This is a genomic window from Pseudomonas sp. Pseusp3, from assembly GCF_047304225.1.
Lineage (GTDB): Bacteria > Pseudomonadota > Gammaproteobacteria > Pseudomonadales > Pseudomonadaceae > Aquipseudomonas > Aquipseudomonas fluorescens_CD.
This window is the reverse complement of sequence record NZ_JBGLYV010000088.1, coordinates 1-24,984: the sequence shown is the minus strand read 5'-3', so window position 1 is coordinate 24,984 and position 24,984 is coordinate 1. Positions and strand designations below refer to the sequence as shown.

Sequence of the window (24,984 nt, the reverse complement as noted above, 5' to 3'; positions counted from 1 at the left end):
GGACTTGAGGGCAACGCGTTTATCCAGAAGACTCGCGTTATCGTTAACGTCCATCGCGAGCAAGCTCGCTCCTACAGAGTGATCGTGTCAGTTGCCCAGAGTCAGGCCATTGGCCGGCAACGGCAACGCAGTCTTGTAGCGCACTTGCTTGAGCGCAAAGCTCGAACGAATGTTCGCCACCCCCGGCACCTTGGTCAGGAAGTCCATCATGAAGCGCTCCAGCGACTGAATGGTCGGCACCAGTACCCGGATCAGGTAGTCCGGGTCGCCGGCCATCAGGTAGCACTCCATCACCTCGGGGCGGTCGGAAATCGCTTCTTCGAAATGCTGCAACGCCTCCTCCACTTGCTTCTCCAGGCTGACGTGAATGAACACGTTCACATGCAATCCCAGCAGGTCGGCATCCAGCAGCGTCACTTGCTCGCGAATCACCCCCAGTTCTTCCATGGCCTTGACCCGGTTGAAACACGGTGTCGGCGACAGGTTCACCGAACGCGCGAGGTCGGCGTTGGTGATGCGTGCATTCTCCTGAAGGCTGTTGAGAATGCCGATATCGGTACGGTCCAGTTTGCGCATGAGACAAAAACACCTGCTTTTTATGTTTATGCAGTTTTTTTATCTGCAAATGATCTTTAACGCAACGAAACAGAGAGAAATATTCTTCTTGGGCGGGCCTATGATTGTTGTAGGACAAGATTTCATTTACCGAATGAAATCTGTCAGCTCACTACAAGAAATTCACAAGATCGAGCGTAGAAGCCATGACCCAAGCGTATGAACCGCTGCGCCTGCACGTCCCCGAACCCTCGGGCCGCCCAGGGTGCAAAACCGACTTCTCCTACCTGCACCTGACCGATGCCGGCACGGTGCGCAAACCTTCCATCGACGTTGAACCGGCCGACACCGCCGACCTGGCCCGTGGCCTGATCCGCGTGCTCGACGACCAGGGCAATGCCCTCGGCCCCTGGGCTGAAAACGTGCCGGTGGAGATTTTGCGCAAGGGCATGCGAGCCATGCTCAAGACCCGCATCTACGACAACCGCATGGTAGTCGCCCAGCGTCAGAAAAAAATGTCGTTCTACATGCAAAGCCTTGGCGAAGAAGCCATCGGCAGCGCCCAGGCCCTGGCCTTGAACATCGACGACATGTGCTTCCCGACCTACCGCCAGCAAAGCATCCTGATGGCCCGCGACGTACCGCTGGTCGGCCTGATCTGCCAGTTGCTGTCCAACGAGCGCGATCCGCTCAAGGGCCGGCAATTGCCGATCATGTACTCGGTCAAGGACGCCGGTTTCTTCACCATTTCCGGCAACCTCGCCACCCAGTTCATTCAAGGCGTGGGCTGGGGCATGGCCTCGGCGATCAAGGGCGACACCAAGATCGCCTCGGCGTGGATCGGTGACGGCGCCACCGCCGAATCGGACTTCCACACGGCCCTGACCTTCGCCCACGTGTACCGCGCCCCGGTGATCCTCAACGTGGTCAACAACCAGTGGGCGATTTCCACCTTCCAGGCGATTGCCGGCGGTGAAGCCACCACCTTCGCCGGTCGTGGCGTCGGTTGCGGCATTGCCTCCCTGCGGGTCGACGGCAACGACTTCGTCGCCGTCTATGCCGCCTCTGCCTGGGCCGCCGAACGTGCGCGCCGCGGTCTCGGCCCGACCATGATCGAATGGGTCACCTACCGCGCCGGCCCGCACTCGACCTCCGATGATCCGTCGAAGTACCGCCCTGCCGATGACTGGAGCCACTTCCCGCTGGGTGATCCGATTGCGCGCCTCAAGCAGCACATGATCAAGATCGGCCACTGGTCCGAAGAGGAACACGCCACCGTCAGCGCCGAACTGGAAGCCGAAGTGATCGCCGCGCAAAAAGAAGCCGAACAGTACGGCACCCTCGCCGGCGGCCAGATTCCGAGCGCCGCGACCATGTTCGAAGACGTCTACAAAGAGATGCCGGAGCACTTGAAGCGCCAGCGTCAAGAGTTGGGGATCTGACATGAACGATCACAACAACAAAATCGAGTTGGAAACCGCCATGACCACGACCACCATGACCATGATCCAGGCCCTGCGCTCGGCCATGGATGTGATGCTTGAGCGTGACGACAACGTCGTGGTCTTCGGCCAGGACGTGGGCTACTTCGGCGGCGTGTTCCGCTGCACCGAAGGCCTGCAAGCCAAGTACGGCACCTCGCGGGTGTTCGACGCGCCGATCTCTGAAAGCGGTATCGTCGGCACCGCCGTGGGCATGGGCGCCTACGGTCTGCGCCCGGTGGTGGAGATCCAGTTCGCCGACTATGTGTACCCGGCGTATGACCAGATCATTTCCGAAGCCGCGCGCCTGCGTTATCGCTCGGCCGGCGAGTTCACCGCGCCGCTGACCCTGCGCATGCCCTGCGGCGGCGGCATCTATGGCGGCCAGACCCACAGCCAGAGCATCGAGGCACTCTTCACTCAGGTGTGTGGCCTGCGCACCGTCATGCCGTCCAACCCCTACGACGCCAAAGGCCTGCTGATCGCCTCCATCGAAAACGATGACCCGGTGATCTTTCTGGAGCCGAAACGCCTGTACAACGGCCCTTTCGACGGCCACCACGAGCGTCCGGTGACCCCATGGTCGAAACACCCCGCCGCACAGGTTCCGGACGGCTACTACACCGTACCGCTGGACGTTGCCGCCATCGCCCGTCCGGGCAAGGACGTCACCGTGCTGACCTACGGCACCACCGTCTACGTGTCGCAAGTCGCCGCTGAAGAAAGCGGCGTGGATGCCGAAGTCATCGACCTGCGCAGCCTGTGGCCGCTGGACCTGGAAACCATCACCAAGTCCGTGAAGAAAACCGGGCGCTGCGTGATCGTTCACGAAGCCACCCGCACTTGCGGCTTCGGCGCCGAACTGACGGCGCTGGTGCAAGAGCACTGCTTCCACTACCTGGAAGCGCCGATCGAACGCGTCACCGGTTGGGACACCCCCTACCCGCACGCGCAAGAGTGGGCGTATTTCCCAGGGCCGTCCCGTGTGGGCGCGGCGTTGAAACGGGTCATGGAGGTCTGAATGGGCACGCACGTTATTAAAATGCCGGACATTGGCGAAGGCATTGCAGAAGTTGAATTGTCGGTGTGGCACGTCAAGGTCGGCGACATGGTCGTCGAAGATCAGGTGCTGGCCGATGTCATGACGGATAAGGCGATGGTGGATATTCCGTCGCCCGTGCATGGCAAGGTCATTGCCCTCGGTGGCCAGCCGGGCGAAGTCATGGCGGTTGGCAGCGTGTTGATCAGCATTGAAGTCGAAGGCGCGGGCAACGTTAAGGAGTCGGCGCAACCGGCCCCTGTGAAAGAAGCGCCAGTTGCAGCACCGAAAGTCGATGCCGTGATGGAAAGCAAACCGGTCGCTGCCGCAGCGCCGAAAGCTGCCATATGCCAAGGCCCGATGGTGGCTCGCGAAGCCGATGAACGTCCGCTGGCCTCGCCGGCCGTGCGCAAGCATGCGCTGGACCTCGGTATTCAATTGCGTCTGGTACGTGGCAGCGGCCCCGCCGGACGGATTCTGCACGACGACCTCGAAGCCTATCTGGCCCAAGGTCAGTCGAACGCTTCGGCACCGGCCCCCGCCGCTTATGCCCAGCGCACCGATGAACAGCAGATCCCGGTGATCGGCATGCGCCGCAAGATTGCCCAGCGCATGCAGGACGCCACCCAGCGCGCCGCCCACTTCAGCTACGTCGAAGAAATCGACGTCACCGCCGTGGAAGAGTTGCGCGCGCACCTCAACGAAAAACATGGCGCGACTCGCGGCAAACTCACGCTGCTGCCGTTCCTGGTCCGCGCCATGGTCGTCGCCCTGCGCGACTTCCCGCAAATGAACGCCCGCTACGACGACGAAGCCCAGGTCATCACCCGCCTCGGCGCCGTACACGTTGGCGTCGCGACCCAGAGTGACGTCGGCCTGATGGTGCCGGTGGTGCGTCACGCCGAAGCGCGCAGCCTGTGGGACAGCGCGGCGGAAATCGCCCGCCTGGCCACCGCCGCACGCAACGGCAAGGCCAGCCGCGACGAGCTGTCCGGCTCGACCATTACCCTGACCAGCCTCGGCGCCTTGGGCGGTATTGTCAGTACGCCGGTGCTGAACCTGCCGGAAGTGGCGATTGTCGGCGTCAACAAGATCGTTGAGCGACCAATGGTGGTCAAAGGCCAGATCGTGATCCGCAAGATGATGAACCTCTCCAGCTCCTTCGATCACCGCGTGGTCGACGGCATGGACGCGGCGCTATTCATCCAGGCCATCCGTGGCTTGCTCGAACAACCCGCTACCTTGTTTGTGGAGTAATTCATGCAGACTCTGAACACCACGCTGCTGATCATCGGCGGCGGCCCTGGCGGTTATGTGACGGCGATCCGTGCTGGCCAACTGGGCATTTCGACCATTCTGGTGGAAGGTCAATCCCTGGGCGGCACCTGCCTGAACATCGGCTGCATTCCGTCCAAGGCACTGATTCACGTCGCCGAGCAGTTCCACCAGACACAACACCACAGCCAGCATTCGGCCCTGGGCATCAGCGTTTCGGCGCCGACCCTGGACATCGGCAAGAGCGTGGAATGGAAGGACGGCATCGTCGATCGCCTGACCACCGGCGTCGCGGCGCTGCTGAAAAAGAACAAGGTTCAGGTCATTCAAGGCTGGGCCAGGGTCATCGACGGCAAAACCGTGGAAGTCGGCGACACGCGCATCCAGTGCGAACACCTGGTGCTGGCCACCGGCTCCAAAAGCGTCAACCTGCCGATGCTGCCGATCGGCGGGCCGATCATCTCGTCCACCGAAGCCCTGGTGCCGACATCCGTGCCCAAGCGCTTGATTGTGGTCGGCGGCGGTTACATCGGTCTGGAGCTGGGCATTGCCTATCGCAAGCTCGGCGCCGACGTCAGCGTGGTGGAGGCGCAGGAACGCATCCTGCCGGCCTACGACGCCGAACTGACCCAGCCTGTGCACGACGAACTGAAAAAACTCGGCGTGAAGCTTTACTTGAAACACAGCGTGCAAGGCTTTGATTCACAACAGAATACCTTGCAAGTTCTGGATCCGAACGGCGATACCCTGCACCTGGAAACCGATCAGGTGCTGGTGGCCGTCGGGCGCAAGCCGAACACCCAGGGCTGGAACCTCGAAGCGCTGAATCTGGAGATGAACGGTTCGTCGATCAAGATCGACAACCGCTGCCAGACCAGCATGCGCAACGTGTATGCCATCGGTGACCTGAGCGGTGAACCGATGCTCGCGCACCGGGCCATGGCCCAGGGCGAGATGGTCGCCGAACTGATCAGCGGTAAATCCCGCGAGTTCAACCCGACCGCCATCGCCGCCGTGTGCTTCACCGACCCGGAACTGGTGGTGGTCGGCAAGACCCCCGACGAGGCCAAGGCCGCAGGCCTGGACTGCATCGTGTCGAGCTTCCCGTTCGCCGCCAATGGCCGAGCCATGACACTGGAGTCGAAAAGCGGCTTCGTGCGCGTGGTCGCCCGTCGCGACAATCATGTGATTGTCGGCTGGCAAGCGGTGGGCGTTGGCGTCTCGGAGTTGTCCACGGCGTTTGCCCAGAGCCTGGAGATGGGCGCGCGGCTGGAAGACATCGGCGGCACCATCCACGCGCACCCGACGCTGGGTGAGGCGGTGCAGGAAGCGGCGTTGCGTGCTTTGGGGCATGCATTGCATCTGTGATTCAGAGTGATTGATGGCGGCAGTGCTGGCCTCTTCGCGAGCAAGCCCGCTCCCACATCTGGAATGCATTCCCCTGTGGGAGCGGGCTTGCTCGCGAATTCTCAAGGTCAACGCGAATTATCTGTCCGTCATCCGATAGTCCGGGCTGCGAAACCGGCCCGGAATGAAGTATTGTTGTGCCCATCCGGAAAAACGTCAGAAGCCTTGAACCGTTTCGGCGGTTGTTAAGTGATAGAGGGTGTCATGGGTAACGAAAGCATCAACTGGGACAAGCTGGGTTTTGACTACATCAAGACCGACAAACGCTATCTGTCGTACTTTCGCAATGGCGAATGGGACAAAGGCACCCTGACCGAAGACAATGTGCTGCACATCAGCGAAGGCTCCACTGCCCTTCACTATGGCCAGCAATGCTTCGAAGGCATGAAGGCCTACCGTTGCAAGGACGGCTCGATCAACCTGTTCCGTCCGGACCAGAACGCCCTGCGCATGCAACGCAGTTGCGCCCGGCTGCTGATGCCGCAAGTCGACACCGAGCAATTCATCGAAGCCTGTAAAGAAGTGGTCCGTGCCAACGAGCGCTTCATTCCGCCGTACGGAACCGGCGGCGCGCTGTACCTGCGCCCGTTCGTGATCGGCGTGGGTGACAACATCGGCGTGCGTACCGCCCCCGAGTTCATCTTCTCGATCTTCTGCATCCCGGTTGGCGCCTACTTCAAGGGCGGCCTGACCCCGCACAACTTCCTGATCTCCAGCTACGACCGCGCCGCGCCACAAGGCACCGGTGCCGCCAAGGTCGGTGGCAACTACGCCGCCAGCCTGATGCCGGGCTCCCAGGCCAAGAAGGCGCATTTCGCCGACTGCATCTACCTGGACCCACTGACCCATACCAAGATCGAGGAAGTCGGTTCGGCCAACTTCTTCGGGATCACCCACGACAACAAGTTCGTGACCCCGAACTCGCCATCGGTACTGCCGGGCATCACCCGTCTGTCGCTGATCGAACTGGCCAGGTCCCGCCTGGGTCTGGACGTGGTCGAAGGCGACGTGTTCATCGACAAGCTGGCGGACTTCAAGGAAGCCGGTGCTTGCGGTACTGCGGCCGTGATCACGCCGATCGGCGGCATCAACTACAACGACCACCTGCACGTGTTCCACAGCGAAACCGAAGTCGGCCCGATCACCCAGAAGCTCTACAAAGAGCTGACCGGCGTGCAAACCGGCGACATCGAAGCGCCAGCAGGCTGGATCGTCAAGGTTTGACCTGACGCCAGACGCACAAAAGCCCCCCATCGGGTGACCGATGGGGGGCTTTTTCATGGTTGCGATTCAGCGACTGAACGCCGCCCCCGCAGGAGCGGCCACAGGCTGCGATCTTTTGCCGTCACGTTCCAGCGGCAACTCAACCCCAAACCGCCCCGCGATCTCCTTGCGCCCCAACGCCGTCAGCGCCAGCGCGCGACTGTCCAGATCCTGCGTCACCCACTTGCGCTTGAGCGCCGTTTGCAGCAACGCCGCGCCCAGCGACCCACCCAGATGCGGCCGGCGCATGCTCCAGTCCAGGCATGGGCAGGCAAAGCGGCGACGCAATGTGCTCAAGTCCTGGACCTCGATCCCAAGCCCCTGAAACATTGCCGTACCGCTGTCACTCAAGCGATAGGCCTGTTCGTCGGTTTCCTCCAGCCAGCCAGCCTCAAGCATCCGGTCATGCAACAGTACGGCAAGGGTCCCCGCCATGTGGTCGTAGCAGGTGCGGGCAAATTGCAGGCGATCCGGCGTACGCGACTGGAACTCCGGCGTGGCATTCCGGCCGAGCACCATCAGCGCTTCAAGGGCCTGGGCCACGCACTTGTCCGCCAGGCTGTAATAGCGGTGACGTCCCTGAACGTGCAGCCGCACCAGCGCCAGTTCCTTGAGTTTGGCCAGGTGGGCACTGGCGGTCGACGCGCTGACTTCGGCCACCGCCGCCAGTTCGGTACTGGTGCGGGCGTGACCGTCCATCAGCGAACAGAGGATTTTCGTCCGCGCCGGCTCAGCGATGCCTGCCGCCACCTGCGAGACGCCAATGTCGTGTTGTTCTGCGCTCATATTTCGCTCCCGGACGAATCAACGTCCTTTCGAACTGGAGATAGTAGCAACACTTTCCAACAACAAAAGGCCGCGACCCATGGACCCGATCATCGCTGCGACCCATGCCGATCCTTATCCCTACTACGCACAACTGCGTGCCGAGGGTGGGCTGGCCTTTCATCCGGGGCTGAAAATGTGGGTGGCCAGCAGCGCCCGGGCGGTGGCTGCCGTGTTGGCCCATCCCGACTGCCACGTTCGCCCCGCGCAAGAGCCAGTCCCCAGGGCGATTGCCGACGGCATGGCCGGCCAGGTGTTCGGCCAACTGATGCGCATGAACGAGGGCGAGCGCCAGCGCTGTCCACGGTCGGCGATTGAGCCGGGGCTGGAGTTGGTCGATGCGCGGGAAGTCGAGGCCCTGGTCAGCGCCCGGTTGATCACCGCCGACGCCACCGGCTTGTACAACGCCATGTTCCGTGGGCCGGTATGCGTGGTGGCGGCGTTGTTGGGATTCACCCCGGCTCAGGGTCGCGTCATCAGCGAACTGACGGCGGATTTCGTGGCTTGCCTGTCGCCCTTGAGTAGCGCGGCACAGTTGACCGCCGCCCACGCTGCCGCCGAACAATTGAGCGGATACTGCGTCGAGCTGCTGGCCGACCCGGACAACCACAGCCATCTGCTTGGAGGCATCCGCCAGCGTTTCGCGTCCGACGCACCGCAAACGCTGATCGCCAACCTGATCGGCCTGTTCTCCCAGACCTTCGAGGCCACTGCCGGGCTGATTGGCAATGCCGTGCTGGCATTGATTGAACATCCGTCGTTGGCCAGTGAATCAACCCCTGTTGAAGACCTGCTGGCCGAAGTGCAGCGCTTCGATCCGCCGGTACAGAACACCCGCCGCTTCGTCGCCGCCGTCTGCGAGATTGACGGGGTGAGGCTGGATGCCGGAGACGTGATCCTGGTGCTGCTGGCCTCGGCCAATCGCGACCCGCAACTCAACGACGACCCCGACGCATTCCTGCTCGACCGCCCGAACCGGCGCAGTTTCACCTTTGGTGCGGGGCGCCATCAATGTCCGGGGCAACGGCTGGCATTGAGCATTGCCGGCGCTACGCTCAAGCAGCTTCTGGCGATGAGGCCAGCACTGGAGCACCTGAAGCGGGAATTCCGTCCGTCCGCGAATGGACGAATTCCGCTGTTCAGTGATTGACCGAAGGTCCCGTCCTGAAAGCCGCTCAGGCAGTGCGATATTCGACGGTCAGGTGAGACAGCTCATGGACCGGCGCCAGCCGTTCGCGAATGGCGTCGGCACTGACATCGGCCGTCGCCACGACGCTGACAATCGCCGCCCGCGCCTGCGGGCCGACCTGCCACACATGCAGATCGCTGATACGCACATCGTCCGACGACTCGAGCAGTTGTCGAATCTCATCGGCAACCTGTGCATCCGTGACATCGAGCAACACCGCAGCGCTGTCACGCATCAAGCCAACGGCCCATTTCGCGATGACAATGGCGCCCACGATACCCATCACCGGGTCCAGCCACACCCACCCCAGATACCGCCCGGCCAGCAATGCGGCAATCGCCAGCAGCGAAGTCAAGGCGTCGGCCAACACATGGACATAGGCTGAACGCAGGTTATTGTCGTGATGGTGATGATGGCCGTGATCATGACTGTGCCCATGATCGTGGCCATGATGACCGTGGTCGCCCGCCAGCAAAAAGGCGCTGACAATGTTCACCGCCAGCCCCACCACCGCAATCACTGTCGCCTCGGTGAATGCCACTGTGGTGGGCTGAAACAGGCGAAAAACCGACTCACCGGCAATGCCGATCGCCACCAGTCCCAGCACCATGGCCGAGGCAAAACCCGCCAGATCCCCGACCTTGCCGGTGCCGAAGCTGTAACGCGCATTGTTGGCATTGCGCCGTGCGAATCCATAGGCCGCCGCAGCGATGCCCAAGGCCCCGGCGTGGGTGGCCATGTGAAAGCCATCAGCCAGCAACGCCATGGACCCGGTGATGTAACCGGCGGCAATTTCGCCAATCATCATCACAAATGTCAGCGCCACCACCCATAAGGTGCGACGGGCGTTTTCATCATGGGAGGCGCCGAGAAACACGTGGTCGTGGGAAAAACGCGAAGCCTGTGGTGTCAGTGTCATGGGATTCAGGCCTCTATTTGGCATAACGACGGATGGCCAGCAACAAGTCTTCCACGCCCTGGGCGCGCTCTTCGTCGCTCAGGTCTGGATGGGCCACGTGCTCACGGGCGTGGGCGTCGATGAACTGCTCCAGCAGACCATTGACCGCCCCCCGGATGGCGGCCACCAGATGCAGGGTCTTGGCGCAATCGGCATCGGACTCGAGCGCTCGCTCCACGGCTTCCACCTGACCGGCAATGCGCCTCACCCGCTTGATCAAGTCATCTTTGTGTTCGTGAATGTGTGACATACATATACCCCCTACCCCTATATGACACCTATGATCGCCAATAGAGTGGAGCCTGGCAAGGCACAACCAGATGATTGGCCGCTAAACGTTCAGGTTCAATCCCCCTGCTGCCCGACTGATTAGTTACACCGGGTTAAAACAGTCATGACCGACAGTGCGTTTATCCCGCCGGCCTTTCTCCATAGAGTCACCCGGATCATGGTGAACAACGAGGCTCGACTGATGCAAACCCAACTGGACAAGGCACTGAGTGTTTTCGCGCGGGCAGACCTGTTGCAAGGTCCCACCCCCATTCAGCGCGCCGCGCGACTCGAACAGCTGCTGGGCCTGGACAAGCAGGGTATCGGCCTATTCCTCAAACGCGACGACCATATGTTGATCGGCGCGGGCGGCAACAAGCTGCGCAAGCTTGAATTCCATATAGGCGCGGCGCTGCAAGCCGGGGTCGATACGATCATTACCGTGGGCGGCATCCAGTCCAATCATGCCCGCCTGACTGCCGCCGTGTGCGCCCGGCTGGGCATCGCCTGCGAATTGTTCCTGACCCGGGCCGTGGCCAAGGCCGAGGTGGATTACGAGCTCAACGGCAACGTGCTGCTCGACCAGTTGTTCGGCGCGCAGATGCAGGTGTTTGCCGGCGGCACCGACTCACTGGCCAAAGCCGAGGCCAGGGCGGCGCAGCTTCGGGACTCCGGGCACAAGGTCATGGTGCTGCCAACCGGTGGCTCGACGCCCCTGGGCAGCCTCGGCTATGCCAGCTGCGCAGGGGAAATCGCCCGGCAAGAGGCAGAACTGCAAGTCGCATTCAATCAAGTGGTGGTACCCAACGGCAGCGCCGGCACGCATGCCGGGCTGGCGGCGGGTTTCCAATTGCTGGGCCGGGGCGCGTCGCTGGTCAAGTCGTTCTCGGTGCTGTCCGACCAGGAATCATCAACAGCGAGAACCCTGCAACTGACCCGCGAGACATTGGCACTACTGGACAGCAGCGCCGAGGTGCGGGCTGACCAGCTGGTGATTGACGGCAGCCAGTTGGGTGCCGGCTATGGACTGCCAACCGTCGCCATGCAGGACGCGGTACGCCTGATGGCGCGTGCCGAAGGCCTGCTGGTCGACCCGGTGTACTCCGGCAAGGCGTTTGCCGGATTGCTCGCCGACCTGCAGCAGCGGCGCTTCGCCCCCGGGGACAATGTGCTGTTCATCATGACCGGTGGAACGCCCGGCCTGTATGCGTACCGGGAAACCTTTCAGGCCTGACGCTCAATCATCCCGCGTCAGCACTTCCAGCAATTCAATTTCGAAGATCAGGTTCGAATTCGGCGTGATCTTGCCCATGGTGCGCTCGCCATAGGCCAGGTGCGCCGGCACCAGCAACTTGCGCTTGCCGCCGACCTGCATTCCGATGATGCCCTGGTCCCAGCCCTTGATGACCCGCCCGGTGCCGATCACGCACTGGAAGGGTTTGCCACGGCTGTAGGAGGAATCGAATTCGGTCCCGTCCTCCAGCCAGCCACGGTACTGGGTGGTGATCAGCGCGCCTTTTACGGCGGCTTTTCCGTCACCCGGCTGGAGATCGATTACCTGAAGCTCGTCATTCATTGAATTCACTCGTATGCTCACTCGCCCTCAAGGGCCTGATGGGCGCCGTTTTCCCAGATTTACCTTCGATTGGCAACCATTGCCGCCTCCGCGCACGGCGTTCAAAGCTGTTTGCTGAACTAAAATAATCTACTACTACCCGTACGGTTCACCGCTCTGATGGCCATCCCCGAATGATCCTGCTCTGGACCAGCGTCATCCTTGGCTCAATGACGCTCACCCTGATCGTCGCGCTGGTCTGGCGCGAGCGCTCGCTGCAAAAGCAACTGGCAGAGTATCGCGCGATCATCAACAGCCTGTCCGAAGGCCGGAACATCCACCAGGATGACGACGCCGAGCGCTTCAAGCGCAGCCAGTATTTCGCTCGTATCGGTACCTGGGATTGGGATGTCGACACCGACCGGCTGTACTGGTCAGAAGCCATTTTCGGCATGTTCGGCTTCAAGGTCGGCGAAGTGACGCCCTCCTATGCCCTGTTCTGCTCCTGCGTGCACCCGGACGACCGGCTCAGGGTTCGGGCCGGCGAACTGCGTTGCCTGCAAACCGGCGAAAACCATGATGAGGAATACCGCGTGGTCTGGCCCGACGGGACGATCCGCTGGCTGCGGGAAACCGGAAACGTGGTCAAGAATGAACACGACGAAACGATCAAGATGATGGGCGTGGTACGCGACATCACCGAAGAAAAGGCCTCGGCCAACTACCTCAAGCACCTGGCCCATTACGACCCTTTGACCGGCCTGCCCAATCGCCTGGTGCTCGAAGAGCGCCTGTCCGAAGCGCTGGAACAAGCGCGCGCCAGCGCTACGCGGGTGGCGCTGGTATTTGTCGATCTCAATGGCTTCAAGGCCATCAACGACCGCTATGGCCATGCGGCCGGCGATCGGGTGCTGGTCACTACCGCCACGCGGCTCAAGCGCATTCTGCGCGGCACCGACACCGTCGCCCGGATCGGTGGCGACGAATTCGTGGTCATTCTCCAGGACTTGCCCCAAGGTAAAAGCCTGCAAGACGAAGCGCGCACCATCTGCCAGAAAATCTTCGTCGAACTCTCCCCGCCCGTCAGCATCGGCAACGACCAGCGCCATATCGGCACCAGCCTCGGCGTCGCCATGTTCCCCGACCATGCACCGAGCATTGACCGCTTGCTGCACATTGCCGACCTGGCGATGTATGAGGCCAAGCGCAGCGGGAACAACCAGTATCGGTTGGGCACCGAGAGCGTTGTGCGGGCATACAGCCAGTAACGCGATGTCGGCGGGTGCCTGCTTTCGTTACATGACTGTTATCATAATAATGTCTCGAACTGTACCGGCAACGTTGAGGGGCACCCGGGTAGGCTGCTCAAAAAACCATCGGAGTTCGCCATGCATATCGCCATCCTGACCTTTGACGGCTTCAATGAACTGGACTCGCTGATCGCCTACGGCATGCTCAGCCGGGTTTCCCTGCTCGGGGACAAGGATTGGCGCGTGAGCGTCGCATCGCCGACCGCGCGGGTCACGTCGATGAATGGCTTGAGCATCGATGCGCACATCGGTCTCGCCGAGGCCTGTCAGGCGGATGCGGTGCTGGTGGGCAGCGGCCGCAAGACCCGGGAAGTGGCCGCAAACCCGGGGATCATGGAGCAACTGCAATTCGATCCCGCACGCCAGCTGCTGGCGGCCCAGTGTTCCGGCACCTTCCTGCTGGCCAGACTCGGCCTGCTCGGGGATGCCCCGGCCTGCACCGATGCCATCAGCAAACCCTGGGTGCTGGAAGCCGGGGTCAATGTCGTCAACCAGGCCTTCTACGCTAACGGCAACGTTGCCACCGCGGGTGGCTGCCTGGCGTCGCAATACCTCGCGGCCTGGATCCTGGCCCGTTTGAAAGGCCGCGAAACCGCCCGGGAAGTGCTGAACAATTTCGCCCCTGTGGGTGAGAAGGATGAGTACGTGGCCCGGGGGATGGGGCATATCGAGGCGTTTATTTGATCGGTAGCCATCCAGCCTGACGCAGTATCGGCCTTGTCCCCGGATGCATTGATCCACTTCGCGCATCAATGCATGCCAACAATGCAATTAACATATCGATGCCCCTGCTCCACTATCCGCCCCAATAAGAACCGTGCGCCGCGTCCAGCCGGAGCACGTCATAAAAGCGGTGGAGTACACGTCAATGACAGCATCAATCCAACGGCCCGCGACTACCGGTCGCTCCCGGGCCAACGCAATCTTCCGGGTCACCTCGGGCAACTTCCTCGAACAGTTCGACTTCTTCCTTTTTGGTTTCTATGCCACGCAGATCGCCGCCGTGTTCTTCCCGGCCAGCAGCGAATTCGCCTCGCTGATGATGACCTTCGCCGTGTTCGGTGCAGGCTTTTTGATGCGCCCGTTGGGCGCCGTGGTGCTGGGTGCCTACATCGATGATGTGGGTCGACGCAAAGGGTTGATCGTGACCTTGTCGATCATGGCCAGCGGCACCATCCTGATTGTGCTGGTGCCCGGTTACGAATCCATCGGTTTGTTCGCCCCGGCCCTGGTGCTGATCGGGCGGCTGCTGCAGGGCTTTTCCGCCGGTGCGGAGTTGGGTGGCGTGTCGGTGTATCTCGCCGAAATCGCCACACCCGGCCACAAGGGCTTCTTTACCAGTTGGCAGTCGGGTAGCCAGCAAGTGGCAATCATTGTCGCCGCCGCGCTGGGCTATGCCTTGAACCAGTGGATGGCACCGGGTGTGATTGCCGATTGGGGCTGGCGGATTCCGTTTTTCGTCGGCTGCATGATCGTGCCATTCATCTTCCTGCTGCGCCGCAACCTGGAAGAAACCGAAGAGTTCGCCACCCGTAAACACCGTCCGAACATGGGTGAAGTGTTCCGCACCCTGGGGCAAAACTGGCTGATCGTGTTCGCGGGCATGATGATGGTCGCCCTGACCACCACCGCGTTCTACCTGATCACGGTGTACGCACCGACCTTCGGTAAAACCGTGCTGCAGCTGAGCACGTCCGATGCGCTGTTGGTGACGTTGCTGGTCGGCGTTTCCAATTTCATCTGGCTGCCGATTGGCGGTGCTCTCTCGGACCGTATCGGTCGACGCCCGGTGTTGATCGTCATGGCCTTGCTGGCCATCGCCACCACCTACCCGGCACTGACCTTTCTGGTCAACGCGCCCAGCTTCATCCACATGCTGTTGGTCTTGCTGTGGCTGTCGTTCATCTACGGCCTGTACAACGGCGCGATGATCCCGGCGCTGACGGAAATCATGCCCGTGGAAGTGCGAGTCGCCGGGTTCTCGCTGGCATACAGCCTGGCCACGGCCGTGTTCGGCGGGTTCACTCCGGCAATATCGACCTTGCTGATCCAGTACACCGGCGACAAGGCTGCGCCGGGTTACTGGATGAGCTTTGCAGCACTGTGCGCGTTGTGCGCGACGCTCATGCTCTATCGCCGAGCCTCGAATCGACTGCAAGCGGTTGCGTCGTGAACCTGCCCTTTATCGAGAACATGACCATGAAAAAACTGTTCAATCTGGCCGCCCTCGCATTGGTGGCCAGCCTGGGCTTGAGCGGCATTGCCCGGGCTGAAGAGATCCGTGTGATGACCTCCGGCGGCTTCACTGCGGCCTACAAGATCCTCGGCCCGAAGTTCACCGCCGCCACCGGCAACACCCTCGACACCGCACTCGGTCCATCCATGGGCAAGGCGCCAGAGGCGATTCCCAATCGCCTGGCCCGCGGAGAGCAAGCCGATGTGGTGATCATGGTCGGCTACGCACTGGACGATCTGATCAAACAAGGCAAAGTCGATCCCGCTTCAAGAGTCGAACTGGCAGATTCGCGCATTGGCCTGGTCGTGCGCGAAGGGGCACCGAAACCGGATATCAGCAACGTCGAGGGCCTGAAAAAGACGCTGCTCGCTGCTGAATCAGTGGCCTACTCCGACAGCGCCAGCGGCGTGTACATCGAACAGCAGCTGTTCAAACGCCTGGGTATCGAAGACCAACTCAAGCCCAAGTCGACCATGGTTCCGAAAGTCCCCGTGGGCTCGGTGGTTGCCACTGGCGATTATCAACTGGGCTTCCAGCAAGTCAGCGAGTTATTGCCGGTGCCGGGGGTGAGTTTCGTGGCGAAGATTCCGGAGTCAGTGCAGTCGGTGACCCGGTTTGCCGCCGGTATCCCGGTAGGTGCACAGCACCCGGTCGAAGCCAGAGCCCTGCTGGAATACATGGCTTCGGCCCAGGCTCAACCGGACGTAAAAGCGACCGGACTAGACTCGGTCAGTCGCTGACCGACGGCTGCAGGACTTTCATCTCCACCACCAGTCGTTCCAGTTCAAGTGCCGCCGGGGTCAGGGTTCGCCCCCGGCGCTTGATCAGACCGACGCTGCGCATCACTTGCGGATCAGTCAATGGCACCCGCGTCAGGATCGGGTGATCCGCTGCCGGCATCGCCATCAACGGCACCGCTGCCACACCCAACCCGGCCTCCACCAGACCGATCATGGTGGTCACGTGGCGGGTTTCGCAGATACTCGGCCGCTGCGGCACCACGCCGGTCAACGCCTGATCCAGCAGAAAGCGATTGCCCGAGGTTTTATCCAGCGAGATGTAATCCTGCCGGTAGAACTCGTTCCAGGTGACGCTGCTTCGCCCCGCCAGCGGATGATCGCGCCGGCACGCCACTACATACCCCTCTTGCACCAAGGGCTCGAAATCCACTTCGGCTTCCAGCGTGCCCATGAAACTCAGGCCGAAATCCGCTTCGCCATTGACTACCGCGCTCAACACCTCGTGGGCGCTGGAGTCCAGCACCTTGACCTTGATCTTCGGAAACTGCCGATGATAGTGCGCGATCACCCGCGGCATGAAGTAGTAAGCCGCCGAGGGTACACAGGCGACTGTGACGTGACCGAGCCGGGTCGAAGCGACTTCGCTGATGCCCAGCAATGCCACGTCCAGATCGTCCAGAAGGCGTTCGACGCTGGGCATGAAACCCCGTCCGGCCTGGGTCAGGCTGACCTTGCGCGTGGTGCGCTCAAACAGCTTCACGCCCAGGGCGTCTTCGAGCTTTTCAATCCGCCGGCTCAAGGCTGGCTGGGATATCCGCACGGAATCGGCCGCCTTGCGGAAGCTGCCCTGCTCGACCACGGCACGGAAGGCTTGCAGGTCATTGAGGTCGAAGTTGATTGCCATGGAGTTGCTCGGAAACGAAGCTGATTGATCAGCTAATTCTATAAATGTAACTAATTAATGCAAATTGTGACATCTGAACCCGGGCGCTTTGCTGACGTCGAAGGGCTCAGCCTTTATTCTTGTCTTCCCCGTTGTACCGAGTTCTGGAGTTTTCTCATGCCCCATGAAGGCAACCTGCTACAAGCCGCTGTCGTGTTCCTGTTGGCGGCCGTGCTCATCGTTCCGTTGGCCAAGCGCCTGCAACTGGGGGCGGTCCTGGGTTATCTGTTTGCCGGTGTGATCATCGGCCCATCGGTGCTGGGCCTGATCGACAACCCGCAAAGCGTCGCGCACATTTCCGAACTCGGCGTGGTGTTGCTGCTGTTCATCATCGGCCTGGAGCTGTCGCCACGACGCTTGTGGGTCATGCGTAAATCAGTGTTCGGCGTGGGTCTGGCGCAAGTGTTGCTGACCGGCTCGGTGATTGGCGCGGTGGCGCTGTGGATCTTCGGCCAGCCATTGAACACCGCGATCGTCCTGGGCCTGGGCCTGGCGCTGTCGTCCACGGCATTCGGCCTGCAAAGCCTGGCTGAACGCAAGGAACTGACCAGCCCCCACGGGCGGCTGGCGTTCGCGATTCTGTTGTTCCAGGACATCGCTGCAATCCCGTTGATCGCCATGGTGCCGTTGCTGGCCGGCGGCGATCAGCCCACCACTGCCGGCGAAGACCTGAACCATGGCCTGCAAGTGCTGGTCAGCATCGCCGTGGTGGTGATCGGCGGGCGCTATCTGCTGCGGCCGGTGTTTCGCATAGTGACCAAAACCGCGTTGCCGGAGGTCTCCACCGCCACGGCGTTGCTGGTGGTGATCGGCACCGCATGGCTGATGGAACTGGCCGGTATTTCCATGGCCCTGGGCGCATTCCTCGCCGGCCTGCTGCTGGCGGACTCCGAGTATCGCCATGAACTGGAAGCCCAGATCGAACCGTTCAAGGGCCTGTTGCTCGGGCTGTTTTTCATCAGCGTCGGCATGGGCGCGAACCTGAGCCTGTTGCTGAGCATGCCGGTCGCGGTGCTGGGCCTGACCCTGTTGCTGATCGCGATCAAACTGCCGCTGCTGTTTGTCGTCGGTCGACTGGCCGGCGGCTTGAAGAAGGTCAGTGCGATCCGCCTGGGTATCGTGTTGGCGGCCGGTGGTGAATTTGCCTTCGTAGTGTTCAAGATCGGTCGCGATCACGGGCTGTTCGCGGCAGAACTGTATGACTTGCTGGTGTTGACCATCACCTTGTCCATGGCTGTGACGCCGTTGTTGCTACTGGTTTGCGCACGGCTGGTCAGCCCGAAAGTGCAACCGGTGGAAGTGCCGGAGAAGTTCCGCGAAATCGACACCGACGCACCACGGGTGGTGATCGCCGGCATGGGCCGCATGGGCCAGATCGTTGCGCGGATCCTGCGCGCACAGAACATCAAGTTCGTGGCCCTCGACACCTCGGTGGAAACCATCGAGCTGTCCCGCAGCTTTGGTGGTGTGCCGGTGTTCTACGGCGACCCGATGCGCCCGGAGATCCTCAGCGCGGCCAAGGTCGGGGAAGCCGAGTTTTTCGTAATCGCCACCGACGACCCGGACACCAACATCAAGACCGCCGAGCTGGTGCACAAGCTCTACCCGCATATGAAAATCATCGCCCGCGCCCGCAACCGTCAGCATGTGCACCGGCTGATGGACGTCGGCGCTCATGCCGTGCGCGAAACCTTTCATTCGAGCCTGGAAATGAGCCGCAAAACCCTGATCGGGTTGGGATTGACCCAGGCCCAGGCGGATGCGCGGATCAAGCGCTTCAAGCAGCACGACGAAGAGGTGCTCGAGGCCCAGCATGCGGTGTATGACGACGCCGCGAAAGTGATGCAGACGGCAAAGGAAGCGCGAGTCGAACTGGCGAAGTTGTTTGAGTCGGATCAGCTGCAGGAGCAGGTGGGCACAAAATGAGGTGGATTTGAGGGCCCCTTCGCGAGCAAGCCCGCTCCCACATTGGATCTTGGGTGCTCACAAATATTGAGCCTGACAGAGCCCCCTTGTGGGAGCGGGCTTGCTCGCGAAAAACGATAACGCGGTGTGATGGAATAACCACAATTTCAAAGGAACCAGCATGGCTGACCAACCTGCCCCCGCCCTCAAAGAAATCTTCAACACCGAACGCCTCAGGCACATCGCCTCCGAGATGACCGCGGTCTATCCCGCATTCGAGGCCAGGCGCTTCCTGAAGCTGGCCCAAACCGGCCTCGCAGACCTCAGCGTCATGCAGCGCATGGCCCGGGTCAGCGAATGCCTGCACGCCGTGCTGCCCCTGGACTACGAAGCGTCACTCAAGGTGCTGCGCGCCCTCGCCCCGCGCCTCAACAGCGGCTTCGTCAGCATGTGCCTGCCGCACTATGTCGCCACTTATGGCGCCCATGCGTTCGAGGTGTCGATGGACGCCCTGAGGTACTTCACCGCCTTCGGCTCCTCGGAATTCGCGATCCGCCATTTTCTGCGCAGCGACCTCGAGCGTTCGCTCAAGCTGATGCACGCCTGGTCGCTGGATGACAACGAGCATGTGCGGCGCCTGGCCAGTGAAGGCTGCCGGCCACGCCTGCCCTGGTCATTCCGGCTGGAGCCGATTCAGGCCGATCCGGAACTCGCCGCGAAAATCCTCGACAACCTCAAGGCCGACACGAGCCTGTACGTGCGCAAATCCGTGGCCAATCACCTCAACGACATCACCAAGGATCATCCCGAATGGGTGCTGGACCTGATCGAAGGCTGGTCACTGGACAACAGGCACACCGCATGGATCGCCAAACACGCCCTGCGCAGCCTGATCAAACAGGGCAACCAGCGGGCACTGGCGATCATCGGCGCGGGCGGCAAGCCTGAAGTCGAGATCGTCGATGTGAAAGTCGAACCGCCGGTGATTGGCCTGGGAGAAAAGATCACCCTGTCGTTTGCCGTCAAATCCACCGTTGAAAGCAGTCAGCGCCTGGTGATCGACTACGCCATCGATTACGTCAAGGCCAATGGCAGCACTTCGGCGAAGGTATTCAAGCTCAAGGCCCTGACGCTGCCCGGCAACGCCAGCGAAGCCGTCAGCCGGGGTCAGCACATCAAGGAACTCACCACCCGCCGGCATTACGCGGGGCGCCATGCGGTGCACATCATGGTCAATGGCGAAAGGCTGGCCAGCACGGCGTTCGAGATTCTTGCTTAAACCATAAGATCTATTTTGGATGTGCCGCCGCCTTCGCGAGCAAGCCCGCTCCCACAGGAGGACGCATTCCAATGTGGGAGCGGGCTTGCTCGCGAAGGCGTCCGTTCAAGCACCCTGGGAGTTTGACCCTAGCAGTAATGCCTGCTCCCGCTCACACAACTCCACCACATAATCCCAAAGCACCCGCAGCCGCACCGATTTGTGCAATTCGCGGCGGGTGCTGATCCAGTAGCTGCGCTGGATGCTTTCGTCCGGCAGCAGCGGCACCAGGTCCGGGTCGGCACTGGCCATGTAGCACGGCAGCACCGCGATACCCAGGCCCGAGCGCGCAGCCTGCTGCTGGGCAATCACGCTGGTACTGTGAAACACCACCTGCGGGTTGCGGCAGAAGCTGTTGAGGAACATCAGCTCCTGGCTGAACAGCAAGTCATCGACGTAGCCGATCCAGGCGTGGCGCCCCAGGTCTTCGCGACTGCGCAACGGCGGCGAACGGTCGAGATAGTCCTGGCTGGCGTAGAGCGCCAGGCGATAATCGGTGAGCTTGCGCGTGACCAGCATGTCGGCGGCCGGGCGCTCAAGGTGGATGCTGATTTCCGCCTCGCGGTTGAGGATGCTGACAAAACGCGGCACCGCCACCAGCTCCACTTCCAGCCCCGGATAGCGCTCGAACAAGCCGTTCATGCGACTGGCGAGGAACATGATGCCCAGGCCTTCGGTCACCCCGACGCGGATCTTGCCCAACGGCGCGGTGGATTGGGTGATTTCCTCCTGGGCCAGCAGCGCCACGTTCTCCATCGCTTCGGCGTGTTTAAGCAATGCCTCGCCAGCCGGGGTCATCTCATATCCCTGGGCATGCTGAACGAACAACGCCGTGCCGAGGCTCTTTTCGATGGCCTCGATGTGCCGCGCCACGGTGGCATGGGTGGTGTTCAGGCGGCGGGCGGCCGTGAGCAAACGCCCGCTGCGCTGCAATTCGAGAAAAAACCGCAGGTCATTCCAGTCGAACATGAATCGTCCTTGTTCGTTGCCGTTCGGGATGCTGTTTAAAAACGCACAGCGGCTGCGCAAAAACTAACATTCTTTTGACGAAAGCTAACAACTAGGATGACAGACAACAAGAACAACAAAACGAGGTCAGGGATGCAGACTTCCCTTGATGAGTTCGATTACATCGTGGTCGGGGCCGGGCCGGCCGGGTGTCTGCTGGCCAATCGACTGTCGGCCAATGCGCAACATCGCGTGCTGCTGCTCGAAGCTGGCGGCCGCGATAACTATGCGTGGATACACATCCCCGTGGGCTACCTGTACTGCATCGGCAACCCGCGCACCGACTGGTGCTTCAAGACCGAAGCGCAACCCGGCCTGCAAGGTCGCGCCCTGAGCTATCCGCGCGGCAAGGTGCTGGGGGGCTGCTCCTCCATCAACGGCATGATCTACATGCGCGGCCAGGCCGCTGACTACGATCGCTGGGCCGCCGACGGCAACCCCGGCTGGAGCTGGCAAGACGTGTTGCCGCTGTTCAAGCAGAGCGAAAACCACTTTGCCGGCGCCGCCGAATTCCACGGCGCCGCGGGCGAATGGCGAGTCGAACGCCAGCGCCTGTCGTGGCCGATTCTCGACGCCTTCCGCAGTGCCGCCGAACAAAGCGGCATCGCCAGTATCGATGACTTCAACCAGGGCGACAACGAAGGTTGCGGCTACTTCCAGGTCAATCAGAAGGCCGGCGTCCGCTGGAACGCGGCCAAGGCTTTTCTCAAGCCGGTGCGCCAGCGTCCCAATCTCACCGTACTGACCGGGGTCGAAGTCGACCGCGTGCTGCTGGACAATGGCCGCGCCTCGGCGGTCAGCGCCCGCTGGCAAGGCCAGGCGAAAACCTTCAAGGCCCGCAAGGAGATCGTCCTCTGTGCCGGCTCGGTCGGTTCGCCAGGCATCCTGCAGCGTTCCGGTATCGGCCCGCGTCCGCTGCTGGAGCGGCTGGGCATCGGCGTCACCCATGAGCTAACCGGTGTCGGTGGCAATTTGCAGGATCACCTGCAACTGCGGCTGATCTACAAGCTGGAAAATGCCCGCACCCTGAACCAGATTGCCGGCAGCCTGTGGGGCAAGCTGGGCATGGGCCTGCGCTACCTGTATGACCGCAGCGGCCCGCTGTCCATGGCGCCGAGCCAGTTGGGCGCCTTTGCCCGCTCGGGGCCGGAACAGACTTCGGCCAACCTCGAGTATCACGTACAACCGCTGTCGCTGGAGCGCTTTGGCGAACCGCTGCATGCGTTCCCGGCGTTCACCGCCTCGGTCTGTGATTTGCGCCCGCAAAGCCGTGGCCGGGTAGACATCCGCTCGGCCAACCCGCAGGACGCACCACTGATCCAGCCCAACTACCTCAGCCACCCGCAAGACCTGCGGGTGGCCGCCGACGCCATTCGCCTGACCCGGCGCATCGTCAGCGCGCCGGCCCTGCGCCCCTTCAACCCGGTGGAGTACCTGCCCGGCGACAGCCTGCAAAGCGAAGAACAACTGCACGAAGCCGCCGCGCGGATCGGCACCACGATTTTCCACCCGGTGGGCACCTGCCGCATGGGCAACGACGCCGACGCCGTGGTCGATGCGCAACTCAAGGTCCATGGCATCCCCGGCCTGCGCATTGCCGATGCCTCGATCATGCCGCGCATCACCTCGGGCAACACCTGCTCGCCGACGCTGATGATTGCCGAGAAGGCTGCACAATTGATCCTCAACCCCGCCACAAGGAGCATCACACCGACAATGGAACTGATCGCACACCCCTGAATCCTTACGCCCCCCCTGTAGGAGCGAGCTTGCTCGCGATGAATCTGAGAGCGCACGTGGGTGTCAGGTTTACAGCGTTATCGTTGACGACCATCGCGAGCAGGCTCGCTCCTACAGGTAGCGGATACACCTGATACATCGCAGTAGCGGCACCCGCCCACAAGGCCGGCGCCGACAGTGGAACAACAAAAACAATCACTGTGAGGGATACCGGTATGTCAGAACACGTTCAATCCCTGGAAGCCGTGCGTAGCGCGGGGACCAGTCAGGAAACCCAGAAAGTCATCTTCGCCTCGTCCCTCGGGACGGTCTTCGAGTGGTACGACTTTTTCCTCTATGGCGCCCTCGCGGCGGTGATCAGCAAGCAGTTTTTTGCCGGGGTCAACGACACCACGGCGTTCATCTTTGCGCTGATGGCCTTCGCCGCCGGCTTCATCGTGCGGCCGTTCGGCGCGTTGGTGTTCGGTCGATTGGGGGACATGATCGGACGCAAGTACACCTTTCTCGCCACCATCGTCCTCATGGGCCTGGCGACGTTCTGTGTCGGGCTGCTGCCGACCTACGCCAGCATCGGCATCGCCGCGCCGATCATCCTGGTGGTGTTGCGCATGCTCCAGGGCCTGGCCCTGGGCGGTGAATACGGCGGCGCCGCGACTTATGTCGCCGAGCACGCGCCCATCGGCAAGCGTGGCTTCCACACCAGCTGGATTCAATCCACCGCGACCCTGGGCCTGCTGCTCTCGCTGCTGGTGGTGCTGGGCTGCCGCTACTTCACCGGCGATCAGTTCGAAGTCTGGGGCTGGCGCATTCCGTTCCTGTTTTCCATCGTGCTGCTGGGCATCTCGACCTGGATTCGCCTGAGCCTGCACGAATCGCCGGCCTTCGTGAAAATGAAAGAGGAAGGCAAGCTGTGCAAACAGCCGATTCGCGACTCCTTCGGCAAGTGGGAAAACCTCAAAGTGGTGCTGATCGCCCTGTTCAGCATCAATGCCGGGCAAGCGGTGACCTTCTACGCCGCGCAATTTTACGTGCTGTTTTTCCTCACCCAGTTCCTGAAAATGGACCCGGCGGTGGCCAACGGCTTGCTGATTGTCAGCGTGACCATCGGCGCCCCCTTCTTCATTTTCTTTGGCTGGCTGTCGGACAAGGTCGGGCGTAAACCGGTGCTGATGATCGGCCTGCTGCTGGCCACCGCGCTGTACTTCCCGATCTTCAAGACCCTGGCCCACTACGCCAACCCGGCCATCGACCAGGCCAGCCGCCAGGCTCCGATCACCGTGATGGCCGACCCGGCCACCTGCACCTTCCAGTTCGACCCGGTGGGCAAGGCGAAATTCGACAGCCCGTGCGACAAGGTCAAGACCTTCCTGGTCAAGCAGGGCTTGCCGTACAGCAGTGCTGTCGCACCGGCCGGCAGTGGCGTGCAGGTGAGCGTCGGTGACGTGAAGATCGATGGTTTCGACGAAGCCGCCCTGCGCGGTGCCGTGACCCTCGCCGGTTACCCGCAACAGGCGGACATGCAGCAGATCAACAAGCCGATGATAGTCGCGCTGATCGTTGCGCTGATCATCATCTCCGCGATGTGCTACGGCCCGCTGGCGGCGTTGATGGTCGAACTGTTCCCGACCCGCATCCGCTACACCTCGATGTCCCTGCCCTACCACATCGGCAACGGCTGGTTCGGCGGGTTCCTCCCGACGGTGTCGTTCGCGTTGGTGGTATACACCGGGGACATCTTCTACGGGCTGTGGTATCCGGTGGTGATCACCGGGGTGAGCCTGGTGGTGGGGATGATTTTCCTGCGTGAGACCCGTAACGTGGATCTCGACAAAAACTGAGACTAGCCAGTAACAACCTGAGGGGGGGGGGGGGGGGGCCATTTAAAGAACTTGAGTTTTATAAAATGGGAGGCGGGGCCCGGGGGGGGGGTGTTTGGTGGTTGGGGCGGGGGGGGGGGTGTTTTTGTT

General features: G+C 61.7%; 22 protein-coding genes. 15 read left to right on the top strand and 7 right to left on the bottom strand.

Features of this window, described 5'->3' with window-relative positions; all coding sequences use genetic code 11:
• Positions 1-87: 87 nt before the first annotated feature.
• On the bottom strand, positions 88-576 hold the full coding sequence (gene bkdR / locus ACCD00_RS23840; protein WP_007976593.1) for a Bkd operon transcriptional regulator BkdR: 489 nt from the start codon (positions 574-576) through the stop codon (positions 88-90).
• A 185-nt stretch (positions 577-761) separates the two neighbouring features.
• Here bkdR and ACCD00_RS23835 point away from each other — a divergent pair, with 185 nt between their 5' ends.
• From ACCD00_RS23835 to ACCD00_RS23815, 5 genes are all read left to right on the top strand, one after another.
• Positions 762-1,997: a 3-methyl-2-oxobutanoate dehydrogenase (2-methylpropanoyl-transferring) subunit alpha gene (locus ACCD00_RS23835; protein WP_413427806.1), complete on the top strand. Its 1,236-nt coding sequence runs from the start codon at positions 762-764 to the stop codon at positions 1,995-1,997.
• A gap of 1 nt (position 1,998) precedes the next feature.
• Positions 1,999-3,057, top strand: coding sequence for an alpha-ketoacid dehydrogenase subunit beta (locus ACCD00_RS23830; protein WP_413427805.1), 1,059 nt, complete (start codon positions 1,999-2,001; stop codon positions 3,055-3,057).
• Entirely contained in the window at positions 3,058-4,332 is a 1,275-nt protein-coding gene (locus tag ACCD00_RS23825) for a dihydrolipoamide acetyltransferase family protein (RefSeq protein ID WP_413427804.1), read from the top strand. It abuts the gene before it with no gap.
• A 3-nt stretch (positions 4,333-4,335) separates the two neighbouring features.
• Positions 4,336-5,718, top strand: coding sequence for a dihydrolipoyl dehydrogenase (gene lpdA, locus ACCD00_RS23820; protein ID WP_413427803.1), 1,383 nt, complete (start codon positions 4,336-4,338; stop codon positions 5,716-5,718).
• 243 nt (positions 5,719-5,961) lie between these two features.
• Entirely contained in the window at positions 5,962-6,981 is a 1,020-nt protein-coding gene (locus tag ACCD00_RS23815) for a branched-chain amino acid aminotransferase (protein ID WP_413427802.1), read from the top strand.
• Between the two features lie 66 nt (positions 6,982-7,047).
• Here ACCD00_RS23815 and ACCD00_RS23810 read toward each other — a convergent pair whose 3' ends face one another.
• Complete coding sequence (locus ACCD00_RS23810) at positions 7,048-7,806, bottom strand: ArsR/SmtB family transcription factor (protein ID WP_413427801.1); 759 nt, start codon at positions 7,804-7,806, stop codon at positions 7,048-7,050.
• Between the two features lie 79 nt (positions 7,807-7,885).
• Here ACCD00_RS23810 and ACCD00_RS23805 point away from each other — a divergent pair, with 79 nt between their 5' ends.
• Positions 7,886-8,995, top strand: coding sequence for a cytochrome P450 (locus ACCD00_RS23805; RefSeq protein ID WP_413427800.1), 1,110 nt, complete (start codon positions 7,886-7,888; stop codon positions 8,993-8,995).
• Between the two features lie 25 nt (positions 8,996-9,020).
• On the opposite strand, the gene dmeF is transcribed toward ACCD00_RS23805, so the two are convergent.
• Both dmeF and ACCD00_RS23795 read right to left on the bottom strand, forming a co-directional pair.
• Positions 9,021-9,953, bottom strand: coding sequence for a CDF family Co(II)/Ni(II) efflux transporter DmeF (gene dmeF, locus ACCD00_RS23800; RefSeq protein WP_413427799.1), 933 nt, complete (start codon positions 9,951-9,953; stop codon positions 9,021-9,023).
• Positions 9,954-9,966: 13 nt separating this feature from the next.
• Positions 9,967-10,242: a metal/formaldehyde-sensitive transcriptional repressor gene (locus ACCD00_RS23795; protein WP_046037323.1), complete on the bottom strand. Its 276-nt coding sequence runs from the start codon at positions 10,240-10,242 to the stop codon at positions 9,967-9,969.
• Positions 10,243-10,464: 222 nt separating this feature from the next.
• Here ACCD00_RS23795 and ACCD00_RS23790 point away from each other — a divergent pair, with 222 nt between their 5' ends.
• Positions 10,465-11,496 (top strand): D-cysteine desulfhydrase family protein, encoded by a 1,032-nt coding sequence (locus tag ACCD00_RS23790; protein ID WP_413427808.1) that lies wholly within the window; start codon positions 10,465-10,467, stop codon positions 11,494-11,496.
• A 3-nt stretch (positions 11,497-11,499) separates the two neighbouring features.
• Here ACCD00_RS23790 and ACCD00_RS23785 read toward each other — a convergent pair whose 3' ends face one another.
• Positions 11,500-11,838, bottom strand: a complete 339-nt coding sequence (locus ACCD00_RS23785; RefSeq protein WP_413427798.1) for an FKBP-type peptidyl-prolyl cis-trans isomerase — start codon at positions 11,836-11,838, stop codon at positions 11,500-11,502.
• A gap of 173 nt (positions 11,839-12,011) precedes the next feature.
• On the opposite strand from ACCD00_RS23785, the gene ACCD00_RS23780 reads away from it, so the two are divergent.
• The 4 genes from ACCD00_RS23780 to ACCD00_RS23765 all read left to right on the top strand — a co-directional run bounded on the left by ACCD00_RS23780 (position 12,012) and on the right by ACCD00_RS23765 (position 16,103).
• The gene (locus tag ACCD00_RS23780) at positions 12,012-13,085 is read left to right on the top strand and encodes a diguanylate cyclase domain-containing protein (protein ID WP_413427797.1); all 1,074 of its coding nucleotides are present in this window, start codon (positions 12,012-12,014) and stop codon (positions 13,083-13,085) included.
• A gap of 120 nt (positions 13,086-13,205) precedes the next feature.
• Positions 13,206-13,811, top strand: a complete 606-nt coding sequence (locus ACCD00_RS23775; protein WP_413427796.1) for a DJ-1/PfpI family protein — start codon at positions 13,206-13,208, stop codon at positions 13,809-13,811.
• 184 nt (positions 13,812-13,995) lie between these two features.
• Positions 13,996-15,300 carry an MFS transporter gene (locus tag ACCD00_RS23770; RefSeq protein ID WP_413427795.1) on the top strand — a complete coding sequence of 435 codons (1,305 nt, stop codon included), beginning with the start codon at positions 13,996-13,998 and terminating at the stop codon, positions 15,298-15,300.
• A 26-nt stretch (positions 15,301-15,326) separates the two neighbouring features.
• Positions 15,327-16,103 carry a substrate-binding domain-containing protein gene (locus ACCD00_RS23765; RefSeq protein WP_413427807.1) on the top strand — a complete coding sequence of 259 codons (777 nt, stop codon included), beginning with the start codon at positions 15,327-15,329 and terminating at the stop codon, positions 16,101-16,103.
• On the opposite strand, the gene ACCD00_RS23760 is transcribed toward ACCD00_RS23765, so the two are convergent.
• The gene (locus ACCD00_RS23760; RefSeq protein WP_413427794.1) at positions 16,093-17,007 is read right to left on the bottom strand and encodes a LysR family transcriptional regulator; all 915 of its coding nucleotides are present in this window, start codon (positions 17,005-17,007) and stop codon (positions 16,093-16,095) included. The genes ACCD00_RS23765 and ACCD00_RS23760 overlap by 11 nt on opposite strands.
• Positions 17,008-17,163: 156 nt before the next feature.
• Between ACCD00_RS23760 and ACCD00_RS23755 the strand changes: the two genes are divergently transcribed.
• Positions 17,164-18,972, top strand: coding sequence for a monovalent cation:proton antiporter-2 (CPA2) family protein (locus tag ACCD00_RS23755; protein ID WP_413427793.1), 1,809 nt, complete (start codon positions 17,164-17,166; stop codon positions 18,970-18,972).
• Between the two features lie 160 nt (positions 18,973-19,132).
• A complete protein-coding gene (locus tag ACCD00_RS23750; RefSeq protein ID WP_413427792.1) occupies positions 19,133-20,230 on the top strand; it encodes a DNA alkylation repair protein in 1,098 nt (365 codons plus the stop codon).
• A gap of 105 nt (positions 20,231-20,335) precedes the next feature.
• Here ACCD00_RS23750 and ACCD00_RS23745 read toward each other — a convergent pair whose 3' ends face one another.
• On the bottom strand, positions 20,336-21,238 hold the full coding sequence (locus ACCD00_RS23745; protein ID WP_413427791.1) for a LysR family transcriptional regulator: 903 nt from the start codon (positions 21,236-21,238) through the stop codon (positions 20,336-20,338).
• A gap of 132 nt (positions 21,239-21,370) precedes the next feature.
• Here ACCD00_RS23745 and ACCD00_RS23740 point away from each other — a divergent pair, with 132 nt between their 5' ends.
• Both ACCD00_RS23740 and ACCD00_RS23735 read left to right on the top strand, forming a co-directional pair.
• Complete coding sequence (locus tag ACCD00_RS23740; protein WP_413427790.1) at positions 21,371-23,017, top strand: GMC family oxidoreductase; 1,647 nt, start codon at positions 21,371-21,373, stop codon at positions 23,015-23,017.
• Between the two features lie 215 nt (positions 23,018-23,232).
• Complete coding sequence (locus tag ACCD00_RS23735; RefSeq protein ID WP_413427789.1) at positions 23,233-24,855, top strand: MFS transporter; 1,623 nt, start codon at positions 23,233-23,235, stop codon at positions 24,853-24,855.
• Positions 24,856-24,984 lie beyond the last annotated feature (129 nt).